Annotated in this window: 11 protein-coding genes; 9 read left to right on the forward strand and 2 right to left on the reverse strand. The window is 46.0% G+C overall.

The window, feature by feature from the left end:
• Window positions 1–8: 8 nt before the first annotated feature.
• The 9 genes from HYN43_RS28940 (at window position 9) to HYN43_RS28980 (ending at window position 11,852) form a co-directional block, all read left to right on the forward strand.
• A complete protein-coding gene (locus HYN43_RS28940; RefSeq protein ID WP_119407295.1) occupies window positions 9–713 on the forward strand; it encodes a DUF3823 domain-containing protein in 705 nt (234 codons plus the stop codon).
• Window positions 714–798: 85 nt separating this feature from the next.
• Window positions 799–2,640 (forward strand): glycoside hydrolase family 2 protein, encoded by a 1,842-nt coding sequence (locus tag HYN43_RS28945; RefSeq protein WP_119407296.1) that lies wholly within the window; start codon window positions 799–801, stop codon window positions 2,638–2,640.
• A 12-nt stretch (window positions 2,641–2,652) separates the two neighbouring features.
• Window positions 2,653–4,725 carry a beta-L-arabinofuranosidase domain-containing protein gene (locus HYN43_RS28950; RefSeq protein WP_245447069.1) on the forward strand — a complete coding sequence of 691 codons (2,073 nt, stop codon included), beginning with the start codon at window positions 2,653–2,655 and terminating at the stop codon, window positions 4,723–4,725.
• A gap of 71 nt (window positions 4,726–4,796) precedes the next feature.
• Complete coding sequence (locus tag HYN43_RS28955) at window positions 4,797–5,945, forward strand: sialidase family protein (protein WP_119407297.1); 1,149 nt, start codon at window positions 4,797–4,799, stop codon at window positions 5,943–5,945.
• A gap of 287 nt (window positions 5,946–6,232) precedes the next feature.
• Complete coding sequence (locus HYN43_RS28960) at window positions 6,233–7,309, forward strand: cellulase family glycosylhydrolase (RefSeq protein ID WP_245447071.1); 1,077 nt, start codon at window positions 6,233–6,235, stop codon at window positions 7,307–7,309.
• Between the two features lie 218 nt (window positions 7,310–7,527).
• A complete protein-coding gene (locus tag HYN43_RS28965) occupies window positions 7,528–8,538 on the forward strand; it encodes a glycoside hydrolase family 43 protein (protein WP_119407298.1) in 1,011 nt (336 codons plus the stop codon).
• Window positions 8,539–8,550: 12 nt separating this feature from the next.
• Complete coding sequence (locus tag HYN43_RS28970) at window positions 8,551–10,623, forward strand: CehA/McbA family metallohydrolase domain-containing protein (protein WP_119407299.1); 2,073 nt, start codon at window positions 8,551–8,553, stop codon at window positions 10,621–10,623.
• A 298-nt stretch (window positions 10,624–10,921) separates the two neighbouring features.
• Complete coding sequence (locus tag HYN43_RS28975) at window positions 10,922–11,191, forward strand: autorepressor SdpR family transcription factor (protein ID WP_119407300.1); 270 nt, start codon at window positions 10,922–10,924, stop codon at window positions 11,189–11,191.
• A gap of 1 nt (window position 11,192) precedes the next feature.
• Complete coding sequence (locus HYN43_RS28980; protein ID WP_119407301.1) at window positions 11,193–11,852, forward strand: SdpI family protein; 660 nt, start codon at window positions 11,193–11,195, stop codon at window positions 11,850–11,852.
• A 111-nt stretch (window positions 11,853–11,963) separates the two neighbouring features.
• Here the strand turns inward: HYN43_RS28980 and HYN43_RS28985 are convergent, their stop codons facing one another.
• Together HYN43_RS28985 and HYN43_RS28990 are read right to left on the reverse strand one after the other, a co-directional pair.
• Window positions 11,964–12,770, reverse strand: coding sequence for a phytanoyl-CoA dioxygenase family protein (locus tag HYN43_RS28985; RefSeq protein ID WP_119407302.1), 807 nt, complete (start codon window positions 12,768–12,770; stop codon window positions 11,964–11,966).
• Window positions 12,771–13,033: 263 nt separating this feature from the next.
• Window positions 13,034–13,822 carry an SDR family NAD(P)-dependent oxidoreductase gene (locus HYN43_RS28990; RefSeq protein ID WP_245447073.1) on the reverse strand — a complete coding sequence of 263 codons (789 nt, stop codon included), beginning with the start codon at window positions 13,820–13,822 and terminating at the stop codon, window positions 13,034–13,036.
• Window positions 13,823–13,945 lie beyond the last annotated feature (123 nt).

The raw sequence follows: 13,945 nt of genomic DNA on the forward strand, positions 1-13,945 counted from the left end.
ATAAAATCATGAAAATAAAATTTCATCATATCATCATAGTCCTCTTGATTACGGCCTCAGGTTGTAAGAAGGATAATTATAAGGAGCCGTCTGTAACCCTGAAAGGCCATCTAACCTACAAGGGCGAAAACGTTAATGTGGAAGCCAACCAGGTTCCGTTTGACGTTTACCAGCCCGGTTTTGGTAAAACCGGATCGATCCGAGGATTTTTTGACCAGGACGGCGGATACTCCTTACTGTTATTTAACGGTAACTATAAGTTTACCATGCCCGCCAACCAGGGCCCGTTTTTATGGAAAGAGCTTGGCGGCAGCAAACGCGATACCGTTGCCATCGCCCTTAACGGTCCGCAAACTTTAGATATTGAGGTTACACCTTTTTACATGCTTCGCAGCCCGCAGTTTGCAGCGGCAGCAGGTAAGGTTAATGCTACGTTCAATATTGAGAAAGTGGTTACAGATGCTAATGCGAAAAATATCGAAACCGTAACGCTGTATATTGGCAAAACTTCGTTCGTGTCTGAAAATGGCGATAACCGGGTAGCGAAAACCGAACTTGCAGGTTCGGCCATAACCAGCATGAACAATATCGCGATGAGCGTAAATATTCCTACCTTAACGCCTACACAAAATTATGTGTTTGCCCGTTTGGGAATAAAAATTGCCGGCGTGGAAGACCGGATCTACTCACCGATAGTTAAAGTGTCTTTTTAGTTAATAATTGGATGGGGCCGTGCCGTGAGGTTCGGCCCCTTTTTTCTCTCATACATATCATTGTAGCTATCTTCTAAACAAACAAATGAAAAAAACACCACTACTCCTGTCCCTTCTTTTTGCTGCCTGTTTATCCGCCAATGCACAGCAAGGCGATTGGCACCTGATCAAAGACAGGATCACTACACCATGGGCCGAAAAAGTTGACCCAAAAGCACCTCTTCCCGAATATCCCCGCCCGCAAATGGTACGCGGCAACTGGCAAAACCTTAATGGTTTGTGGAACTATGCCATTGTGCCTAAAGCCACTACTGGTCCGGCTAAATATGATGGAAAGATATTGGTGCCTTTCGCGGTCGAGTCGGCATTATCTGGTGTGGGTAAAACGGTGGGTAAGGATAGCATGCTGTGGTACAAAACAACCATCAGCCTAAATAAAACATTAAAAGGTAAAGAAGTACTGATGCACTTTGGCGCGGTAGACTGGCGTACCGAAGTATTTGTAAATGGTAAAAGCGCCGGCATTCATGAAGGCGGCTTTGATCCGTTCACGTTCAACATTACCCCTTATTTAAAAGGCGGTTCGAAACAAGACATTACCGTAAGCGTGTGGGACCCTACAGATGACGGGCCTCAGCCACGTGGTAAACAAGTTAAAAAGCCCGAAGGGATCTGGTACACACCGGTTACAGGCATCTGGCAAACTGTTTGGCTGGAAGGCGTTGCCAAAACCCATATCGACGCTACCAAACAAACCCCTGACATTGACAATCACACACTATCGGTTTCGGCCGAAGTTAGCAATAGCCAGCCCGGCGATAAGCTGAAGATCAGCGCCTGGAGCGGCAAAACCCTTGTATCCGAAAAAACAATTGACGCGGGCGAAACGGCAGTGCTGGATATTAAAGATCAGCATCTATGGTCAACTACCGATCCGTTTTTGTATGACCTGAAAGTGGCTGTTACCCGCGGAGGCAAAGCTGTTGATGAGATAGGCAGCTACTTTGCCATGCGTAAAATTTCGCTTGGTGCCGATGCTAATGGTATTCAGCGTATGTTGCTGAACAACAAATTTGTATTTCAATATGGCCCGCTTGATCAGGGTTGGTGGCCTGATGGCTTGTATACCCCGCCAACTTACGAAGCCATGAGCTATGATATTGATAAGCTGAAAGCGATGGGCTTCAACATGATCCGTAAACACATTAAAGTTGAGCCTGCCCGTTACTATACCTATTGCGATAAAATGGGTATGCTGTTATGGCAGGATATGCCAAGCGGCGATCTGGGCAACCATTGGGAAAACCGCCCGGGGGTGCTGGACCGCGCTACTGATCAGCAGCGCACACCGGAATCTGAAGGTTATTACCGTAAAGAATGGAACGCCATCATCAACTCACTTTATAATTACCCTTGTATTGTGGTTTGGACCCCGTTCAATGAAGCCTGGGGCCAGTTTAAAACTGTGGAGATAACCGAATGGACCAAGAAAAAAGATCCATCGCGTTTGGTGAACAGCGCCAGCGGCGGTAATTTTTACGATACCGGCGATATCGTTGATCTGCACAACTACCCGCACCCTGCTATGCCTCGTCCCGAAATTTTCGGCAAAACCAAGGCGGTTGTTTTAGGCGAGTTTGGTGGTTTAGGCTGGCCTGTTGAAGGCCATAACTGGCAGAGTAATAAAAACTGGGGCTACCAAACTTTTAAAAATGCCGATGACCTGTTTAAGCGTTATTCAACCTTTACCGATAGATTAGAAGAGCTGATAAAAGTTGGCTTATCAGCAGCTGTTTACACCCAAACCACCGATGTGGAAGGTGAGGTGAACGGCTTTATGACCTACGACAGGAAGATGATCAAAATGCCTGTAGAATTGTTACAAAAGGCCAATAGCAAATTGTACAACGAGGCCCTGGTTAAATAATATATTTACTACATGACTATCAAAAACAGTATAAAACTAATGCGCAGGGAGGTTTGCCTTTCGGTGGCGATAATATGTGCGGGCTTTGCCACGGCAAGTGCCCAGGGAGTGAAAGCAACAACAGTTACCACGGTTGATAATAAAGCTTCTAATACTTTATATGTGAGCAACCGTGCGCCACTGCAAAAACAATATTTTACAAAATTGCCTACCGGGAGCATCAAAGCCGGCGGCTGGATGAAAAAGATGCTGGAGCTGCAACGCGATGGCTTAACCGGCAACCTGGGCGAGATCAGCGTGTGGCTTTCAAAAACCAACAATGCCTGGTTAAACAAAGAAGGCAAAGGCGAATACGGTTGGGAAGAATTACCTTACTGGCTGAAGGGCTATGCAGATATCGCTTATACTTTAGGTGATAAAAAAATGATTGCCGAAACCAAGTTCTGGATAGACGCGGTGCTGAATAATCAAAGGGATAACGGCGATTTCGGTCCGGCGGTTGAGCATAATGGTAACCGCGATTTGTGGACCAATATGCCGATGCTGTGGTGCCTGCAATCGTACTACGAGTACAGCAAAGATCCGCGCGTGATCCCTTTCATGACCAAATACTTCAAATACGAATTAGCCACTCCGGATAACAAATTTTTGGAAGATTACTGGGAGAACAGCCGCGGCGGCGATAACATACTGAGCGTGTACTGGCTGTATAACCGCACAGGCGACAAGTTTTTACTTGACCTTGCCACCAAGCTTGACAAAAACACTGCCGACTGGCGCCAGGCCAATAACCTGCCCAACTGGCACAATGTTAACGTAGCCCAATGTTTCCGCGAACCTGCAACGTACTACCTGCAAAGCCACGATAAAAAAGATCTGGACGCTACGTATCACGATTTTAAACTGATCCGTGATATTTACGGCCAGGTACCGGGGGGTATGTTTGGTGCCGACGAAAATGCACGTAAAGGATATGATGACCCACGCCAGGCAGTTGAAACCTGCGGCCTCGTTGAGCAAATGACATCCGACCAGATGCTATTAGGCGCAACCGGAGACCGCTTCTGGGCCGAAAACTGCGAAGATGTGGCTTTCAATACCTTCCCGGCGGCTTTTATGCCTGATTACCGCGCGTTGCGTTACCTTACCGCGCCTAACATGATTGTTAGCGATGGTAAAAACCACCATCCCGGTATTGCTAACGAAGGCCCGTTTTTAATGATGAATCCTTTTGGTAGCCGTTGCTGCCAGCATAACCACTCGGCCGGCTGGGTTTATTATGTAGAGAACAGCTGGATGGCTACGCCGGATAACGGTATAGCTGCCCTGCTTTACACCGAAGGTAAGGTGAGCGCCAAAGTTGGTAAAGGCACCGAAGTGAGCATTACCGAAACCAGCCACTATCCATTCCAGGATCAGATCAGCTTTACAGTTAATACACCAAAAACGGTTGATTTCCCGCTTTATCTCCGCATCCCGGCCTGGTGTAAAGACGCTTCGGTTAAGGTGAATGGTGTTGCCGTTAATGTGAATACTTCAACAGGCGATTACATCCGCGTAGCTAAAAATTGGAAAAATGGCGATAAGGTAACCCTGCAATTGCCAATGCAATTAAAAGTACAGGAGTGGGCTAAAAACAAAAACAGCGTGAGCGTTAGCTATGGTCCGCTTACTTATTCGCTTAAAATTAAAGAGGAATATACCAAAGGCGATAATCTGAAAGATGCGCAGGGCGATTCGCACTGGCAGCCAACTGCCGATCCTTCGAAATGGCCATCGTTTAATATTTACGCGGCATCGCCATGGAACTATGGTTTGCTGATAGATGAGCAACACCCCGAAAAATCATTAGAAGTTGTTCACCGTGCATGGCCGAAGGATAATAATCCGTTCACCAATGCTACCGCACCTATCGAACTAAAAGCTAAAGGCAAACAGCTCCCTGGCTGGAAAGTTGATGAAACCGGACTATGCGGCGTGCTGCCACAAAGCCCGGTAAAAACCGAAGAGCCAGCTAAAGAGCTAACATTAGTGCCAATGGGCGGTGCGAGGTTAAGGATCTCGGCTTTCCCGGTTGCTGAATAACAAATGCAAATTGCTGTAGCTTTTCACCGGGTAAGGCAAATAAGCGGATAAAAAATAAACTATAATTGGTTATGCGGCAGGTATTCATTTGGTTAATGGGTGTGTTTGCCCCGGTGATGGTTCCGGGGCGACACGATGCCGTTAAGGATATCGTGCCAGCCAAAACCATAGTTTGGGATCAATCCACCTTAAAACAGGTGAGCGAAAAAGGCGGCAATTATGCCCGCATGGTTCAGTTAAAAGATAAAAGCCTGCTCTGTGTTTACGAAAGCCGGGAAGGCTCGGTGAGTACCAAAAGTAGCGATGGCGGCAAAACCTGGAGCAAACCCATTATAATTGCCGCATCGGGCAATGGCGTTAACATGGCCGTGCCGGATGTATTGGAGCTTAAAGATGGTTCGATACTGGCATCTTACAATCCTCGTCCGCATAAGGTTAACGGCGCATGGGATGAAGCCAAACACTTCGGCATCTGCACAAAAAAAAGCTACGACGGCGGTAAAACATGGAAAGATGAAAGGCTGATTTATGAGGCCGCCAGCAGTTTTGATGATGGTTGCTGGGAGCCTTCACAAATTCAATTGCCATCGGGCGAGATCCAGTTGTTCTTCTCTAACGAGGGTATCTACACCAAATCAAATGAACAAAATATTTCCATACTCAGATCGAAGGATAACGGCCTTACCTGGACTAAGCAGCCGCAGATCGTTTCCTTCAGGCCGGGACATCGGGATGGAATGCCGATAGCTATCCTCCTGAAAGGTAAAAACGAGATCGCGTTTTCCATCGAGGATAATGCAGGCACTACTTTTAAGCCATCTATCATCCGTAACAGCATCACCCAAAACTGGCAAAAAACAGTTGGGGCCGATGATACTGAACGGAGTTATGCCCTTACCCCGAGACTGCCGGATACCGTTTATGCAGGCGCACCGTTTTTAAGGCAACTGCATAGCGGCGAAACTATACTATCATACCAAAGCACATTAAACCGTAATCATAACTGGGAGCAAGCCCGCATGCAGGTAGCGGTAGGTAATGGCGAAGCACGCGATTTTGTGACGGTGCCCGATCCGTTTGCTGTTCCGTTGGATAAGCAGGGGCTTTGGAACTCGATATGTGTGTTGAATGATGATACGATCATTGCGCTTACGTCAACCAATGCGTATGGTGGGAATACGGCTATTTGGATGATTAAGGGAAGGTTGGTGAAGAAATAAATAATTGCTCTATATCGCTGCCTGGCTCAGTTTATAGTTGTTAGGAAGACGAGAAATGAGGGCGGGATTGTGCGATTCCCTCCCCTGGGAGGGTGTAGGGAGGGGTTTCAACGCCATGCATGTTTGTTAGCATGGTGCAGAACCCCTCCCTGCCACAACACAATCCACCGCGCCCCTCCCCAAGGAGGGAATTAAAAAGCCTTCGCAACAGCTATGGGCTGGAGCCGAGCGGCTGTGTCGAGCAGGGGGGCAAACAAAACATTAATTAAACTATTAAACACAAATACATGCAAACAAAACTAAAAGTATTGGCCCTGGCTTTAGCGATGCCGTTGGGGATGAGGGTAATGGCGCAGCAGAAAGCCCCGGCAGCAGCGCAGGTATGGTCTGAGCAGAAAGCAAAAAATTGGTATGCCCAGCAGCAATGGCTGGTAGGTGCTGATTTTATACCGAGCACCGCCATTAACCAGTTAGAAATGTGGCAGGCCGATACCTTCGATCCTAAAACTATCGATAAAGAATTAGGCTATGCGCAGGGAATAGGCATGAATGTAATGCGTGTGTTTTTGCACCACTTAGCCTGGGAGCAGGACCCTGAAGGTTTCAAAAAACGCATGGATCAATACCTGACCATCTCGAGCAAGCACGGCGTAAAAACCATGTTTGTGTTTTTTGACGATTGCTGGAACAAAGTACCTAAAATTGGCAAACAGCCTGAGCCAAAACCGGGTATCCACAATTCGGGTTGGATGCAGGATCCTGGTCAGCCGGCTTCTGATAATGCGGCTAACTCGCCGGTGCTTGAAAAATATGTGAAAGATGTATTGAAACGTTTTGCTAATGATAAACGCGTTTTACTTTGGGATTTGTATAACGAGCCGGGCAACTCGGATAAAGGCAACCGCTCGTTACCGTTGCTGAAAAGCGTGTTTAAATGGGCAAGGCAGGTAAATCCAAGTCAGCCGATAAGCGCGGGTGTTTGGCGCTGGGATCTGGAAGAGTTGAATAAATTCCAGATAGCTAATTCGGATATCGTTACCTATCATGATTACACTCCCGAAAACGAGCACCTGAAAACCGTGCAGTTCCTGAAAATGAATGGCCGACCGCTGATCTGTACGGAATATATGGCGCGTCCGCGTAACAGCCTGTTCAGCACCGTGTTGCCAATGCTTAAAAAAGAGAATGTAGGCGCTATAAACTGGGGCTTTGTAAGCGGTAAAACCAATACCATCTACGCCTGGGATACCCCGATACCGGACGGCAGCGAGCCTAAAGTGTGGTTCCATGATATTTTCCGCAAGGACGGAACCGCTTATATCCCTGAAGAAACGAATTTGATCAAAAAGCTTACCGGGAGGTAGGGGGTTAGATATGCAGATGTGCAGATTTTAGATGTGCAGATGCATGGAAATTTGCTAAGCAAGACTTACGAAGTTTTTAAAACTTCGTAAGTCTGATTTACCCATCACGTCATTGCGAGGAACGAAGCAATCGCACGGAAGCAAATCCGCCCAGTATAGTTCGCGATTGCTTCGTTCCTCGCAATGACGATGGTTTATTCTTCTTAACCAACTACGCTATGAAAATATTACTCCCCTACCTGATGCTGGGTTTCCTCAGCACGCTTAGCGCCTGCAGCAGCCATGCCCAACAAGCCAAACCTGTTAAAACAACGCCAACCTACACTGGTCTCATCCATGTTGTGCTTGACCGAGATTTTCCCGATCCAACGGTGATTCGCTATAATGGTAAATACTACGCCTACGCCACCCAATCGCCGGGGGCAGATGGGAGGATGATGAATATCCAGGTAGCCTGGTCAACTGATCATGAGCATTGGGTACACGCGGGTGATGCCTTGCCGCAGAAACCGACCTGGGCATCAAATACTCAAAACTTTTGGGCGCCGGATGTTTTCTTTGATGCCAAACTGAACAAATTTGTGATGTTCTACTCTGCCGATCCTAATGAGCTTACCGGGAAATGGATGGGTATTGCCTATGCCGATAATCCGCTTGGTCCGTTTACCGATAGGGGAACTCCTTTTATGAAAGGCCCAAGCTTTCATTGCATCGATCCAAAAGCTTTTGTCGATCCTAAAACAGGTAAGCATTTCCTGTATTGGGGATCAGACTTTCAACCTTTGAGGGTGCAGGAGATGAAAGATGACTGGTCGGATTTTAAAGAAGGTTCGCAGGCGGTGGTAGCTGTTGAGGCCAGAAAAGACCAGAACTATAGTAACCTGATTGAAGGTTCGTGGCTGGATTATGATAACGGCACTTATTACCTTTATTATTCGGGTGATAACTGCTGTGGTGACAACTCCAATTACGCGGTAATGATAGCCAAAGCAACCAGCCCGGAAGGGCCGTTCACTCGTTTGGGCGAGGCAGACAAAACTTTGAACAGCGCTATTTTGATCAAGGATGCAACTTATACCGCCCCTGGTCATAACTCCATCTTTACAGATGAAAAAGGGAACAGGTTTATAGCTTACCATGCTATTGAAATTGCCCATAAGCAAAAGGGCAGGGTAATGTGCATCAGTCCGATAAAATATCAAAACGGCTGGCCGGTAGTAACTAAATAAAAAGAAGAGATTATGAGGGTAAAATATCTGGTTTTAAGTTTAGCGGCAACGCTGTGTTTTTTCGAAGTGAGGGCACAGGTTCCGGGCAAGCCGGCGGCAGGTGTTGTGGTGAAGCAAGAAAAAGCTGGCCTGGTGTCGGTAGTCTGGCCTGTGGATAATAGCAATTCGGGCAGGCTTGTGCTTAATTTGAAAAATGGCGAACCGTTGTTCAATAGCATTGCGTTAGGCAATAAAGGCAAATACAATAAGGTAATTGAAAACGTTGATCCGCAGTTTGTACTTACCGAAGGCAAACGCGATCTGATCTCTCAAAATGGCTGGAATATTTTCTTTGATAAAGTGCCGCTTAAGCCGCATCAGTCCTATAAAGTTGGTTTTAATAAAAAAGGGATAGCGGTTAGCAGCGCGGGGACGCGCACCATTATTAAAATAGGCGGGATTGAAGCCCCCAATTTTAAAGGTGACCTGGAGATAACCCTTTTTAACGGACAGCCGCTATTTAATGTAGCTGCTGTAATATCAACACGGGTAGATTCGACGGCTATTTTGTATGATGCAGGTTTGGTGGCGAAGTCTCAGCCGGTAAAAAGCATCAGCTACAGCGATGTTTATGAAAAGCTTAAAACCGATGACGGTTCTGCTGATACCGCTAAAAATCTGGCGGTTAAATACCGTACTATCATCGGTATTAATGGCAACAATAGCATCGCGGTTTTCCCTGCACCGCATCAGTATTTTTATCCCTTGGATGAGGCATTCAACCTTAAATTTGTTTGGTACGGTAATAATTACCGCAACCTGTTGCCCGGATACGGCCTCGGCATCAGGCAGGAATTACAGGGCGATAAACGCTTTGTGCCCTGGTTCAACGCGCCTCCGGGAACTAAACAGCGCCTCAACTTCTTCTGCCTGTTGGGTACCAATGGAGCCGAAGCTTTACTGGATAATGTAAAGCAATTCACCCATAACGATAGCTATAAACCTTTGCCGGGTTACAAAACATTGGCCAGCCATTTCCACAATGAGTTTATCATGAGCGTGGTGCTGGCCGGTAAACCTGTACCCGATAGCCCATCGTTTGTAAAAGTATTTAAAAGGCACGGGGTTGATATCGTTCACCTGGCCGAGTTTCATTACACCGCACATCCTAAAGGACCGGACGAGCAGCGGCTTAAGGAGTTAAAAGCTTTGTTTGATCAGTGCAGCAGGCTATCTGACAATAAATTTTTATTGTTACCAGGCGAGGAACCTAACGAATTTTTCGGCGGCCACTGGCTGGCATTTTTTCCGAAGCCGGTTTATTGGATTATGTCGCGCAAGGAGGGTATACCGTTTATAAGTACCGATACCAAACATGGTAAAGTTTATCACATTGGTGATAAAACCGATATGCTGAACCTGCTGAAAGCCGAGAACGGCCTGGCCTGGACCGCACATGCCCGTACCAAGGGCTCAACCGGGTTTCCGGATGCATATAAAAAAGAAGATTTTTTCCTGTCGGAAAGGTTTTTAGGCGCAGCATGGAAAGCTTTACCTGCCGATCTGTCGCAACCGCGTTTAGGTAAAAGGGTATTCGATCTGATGGATGATATGAACAATTGGGGGCTTAAAAAGAAATTTCTCTCCGAAGCAGACCTGTTCACTATCGAACCGGAAAATGAAATGTACGCCCATCTTAATATCAATTACCTGAAGCTGGATAAGATCCCTAATTTTAAAAATGGCTGGCAACCGGTTTTAAATAAACTGGAGCAAGGCCAATTCTTCTCTACAACCGGGGAGGTATTGATCGAAGATTTCAAGGTGAACGGCCATTCATCAGGCGAAACTATAGCGTTACCTGCCGATGGTAAATGCGCCATCAATTTTCAAACCAGCTGGACATTCCCGCTTAATTTTGCTGAGATTGTTTCCGGCGATGGTAAACAGGTTTATCGTGAACGTATTGATCTGACTTCTACGCAGGCATTCGGCGCAAAAAGTTTTAGTAAAGTGTTGGATATGAGATGGCGAAAATGGGTGAGGCTGGAAGTTTGGGATGCCGCGGTGGATGGGGCTTATACGCAGACGGTTTGGTTTAAATAAAATCAAAATAAAGAAACGATGCCGCCTACATTCTGGTCGAAGTTTAGCGCAGCGTAACTTCGTCCTAAACTGTGTTAAGCTTTCAGCTTAACTTTTACAACTTTCACCAAGTTTTAGCTTTAGAAAGATATTTAATGCTGCGACTCGGAAGCAGAATGCTTCCACCACTTTAGGACGAAGTTACGCTATCGCTAAACTTCGACCAGGTATAGGATTATTTTTTAATAGGATCAATCACAACTTTTTTTGTAACAAATATTTAGATATTTGTCTAAATATATAAATAGACAAAATCAAATTGAACGCACTATTTAAAGCCCTTAACGACCCAACCCGCCGCGAAATACTCGAGCTGTTAAAAGATAAAGACATGACGGCCGGCGACATAGCCGACCAGTTCTCCATCTCCAAACCAAGCATCTCGCACCACCTCGATCTGTTACGGCAGGCCGGTTTAGTTGTTTCGGTAAAAGAGGGGCAGTTTATCTATTACTCTATCAATACCACCGTAATGGACGAAATGCTGAAATGGATTATGCAATTTAAATCATCACAAAAAAATAAATAAAATGAAAAAGTTTACCTGGATCGATGCCGCCGCTTTGATCATCTGGCTATTGCCGGTTGCCTATATCGCTTATATTTATTCATCGTTGCCGGTTTCGGTACCGGTACATTTTGGTGCGAATGGACAGCCCGACCGTTATGGCAGCAGGGGAGAATTTATTGGAGGAGAAGCGATTTTGATGGGTACATCGGCACTGGTGTACCTGTTAATGAAGTTCCTGCCCGCTATCGACCCTAAAAAATATGTAAAATATGGTGAGGCCACCTTTCAGAAACTGGCTTTTGGTATGGTTGCTTTTTTTGCGGCATTGGGTATTGCCATAGCATTTGCTACGCTAAACCACGCCTTTAAGATTGATAAACTGATATTGCCAATTGTTGGGTTGTTGTTTGCTTTTATCGGCAACATGATGCACAGCATCAAGCCAAACTATTTCGCAGGCATTCGCACACCATGGACTTTGGAAGACGATGATACCTGGCGCGCAACCCATCGCCTTGCAGGTAAACTGTGGTTTACGGCAGGTATTTCGCTTACGGCGTTGGTATTGTTTCTGCCGGCCAAGGCAAGTACCGTGGTGTTTTTGGTAGGTGTTGGTGTTATGGTGTTCATCCCGGTTGTTTACTCGTACACTTATTTTAAAAAGCATAGGCCGCGCTAAGCGGCTTATGCCAGGGGTTTGCCCGGTAATTTGGTTGCGAGGAAATTTTTAACGGCAGCTATTTTCCCGGTGCGTACCAAATAGCTGATGAATAAGGCTATTAACATATTTTTATTTTACTATACCTGCAAAGCGTTGATAAAAAGCCGTTGGACTATCGGCATGCTTAGGCTCATATTTACCGGCGATGATGGGAATGTAGATTACCCTGCGGCGGCTTTCTTCACCAATTACCGATGATTGGGCCACGCGGTGCCACAGGCGGCCATCATGAATGGTAAGGTCGCCCGCGGTGGGGGTAATAGCAATCTCATTTTCATCGGTATCGTGATCCAGGAAATACTTTTTACGGAAAAGCAGCTGGTAAAGGTTTTGCTTATGCGTGCCTGGCAAAATGCGCAAACCGCCGTTTTCGGGCTTCAAAGTACTTAGGTGGATGCCCACATTCAGCATCGGGTTTAGTTTTTGCCCCTGGAAAATGTCGCGCAGGCCGTCGGTGTGCCAGCCCATCTTAGTAAAACTGCTGTTGGGGCCGTTTACATAGTGGTTAAAAACCATGCCGTCTTTCTCTTCGGTGCCTAAGCGTGCGCCTTCACCAACAAGGTTTAACAGGATCTGGAAACGCGGATCTTTTGAAAATTCATCCAACGTGCTGCTATGTTTATTAATGAATGCGAAACGTTGTACTATAGGTGAACCATCGAGGTCTTTGCCGTATTTAATGGGCACGCCGTTCACTTTTTCGGTTTTCTCGTCAATCCATTTCTGTTCAACCTGTTTGGAGGCTTTGATGATATCGTTTACCGTTTCGGGCTTGATGAAATTTTTAAAGTGGATATAACCGTGCTGGTTGAAAAAAGCTTGCTGTTCGGGCGTAATAGTTGAGCCTAAGGTGAATTTTTGATATGACGCTGCCATAAAAACGAATAATTAAAATGCCTGGAAATGAGTTTGTAAACTTTGGATGTTACCTGGTGAGATAACGGTAGAAGGACCGGAGTCCGATAGGGAGAGTTAGCAACAACAGCTACACATCACCCTTGTTAACAAGGGCATTCGCATTGGGCATGCAGATGATATGTGGTGGTTATTGTTCAATGTATATTAAATCTATCTTTTTAGTAGACTAATGCAAATGTAAAGAAAATGTTAATCGCTCCAAATTTTTCTGAAAATATTTTTTAGTGCTTGTAAAGATTAGCAGCAATGCGTTCGCTAAAGCTTTTGGGGATGTGCCTCACCCCGAATACCGAAAGCCTGTTCAATAATCCCGGTACTATTTCCGCTTTTTTGTTGAACATCCCCTTCAGACCTATGCGGGCAACATCATCTGCCTGCATATTAAATTTTTCGGCCAGCTCAGCAAGGGCTTCCATCCCGGCGCGTTTGGCAAACCCGGTATCGGTAGGGCCGGGGCTAAGGCAGCTTACTGCTATCGGGCTATCTTTTAACTCATACCTCAATGCCCTGCTAAATGATAATACAAAAGCTTTGGTTGCCGAATACACCGCCAGTACAGGCACCGACTGGTAAGCTGCGGTACTTGCTATATTGAGTAGATGCGCCTGCTTTTGTTGTTTTAACAACGGGATAAACAAATGCGAAAGTTCAACAAGGGCATTCATGTTTACCTGCATCATGTTGGTTTGGCCATCAAGGGGCAGGGCTTCAAAATCGCCCCACAGGCCGTGCCCCGCGTTATTGATTAATATCGATATCGGAACGGTGAGCGAGGCAACCCAATTGAATATTTTTAATGCTGCACCATTAACGGAAAGATCGATGGCGAGATACTCAATCTTAATTTCATGATCGGTTATGAGTTGAGTGGCCAGGCTTTTCAGGTCGCTTTCCGAGCGGGAAACCAATAACAAGTTATGGCCTTTTTGCGCCAATTGTAAAGCGATGGACCGGCCAATGCCTTTGCCTGCCCCGGTTATTAAAGCGTATCCATCCATCCGTATAGCCATTGTTGATGAAGTGCAAGTTTAAATAAAAATAATCTACTAAACTTGTAGACTATTTAAAATGTTTTTACGTTTGTACCCATATAGCAAAACATTATGCTCCGTTTTCATATTTTAAGCTGTAGC

The sequence above is a fragment of the Mucilaginibacter celer genome (assembly GCF_003576455.2).
Classification (GTDB): domain Bacteria; phylum Bacteroidota; class Bacteroidia; order Sphingobacteriales; family Sphingobacteriaceae; genus Mucilaginibacter; species Mucilaginibacter celer.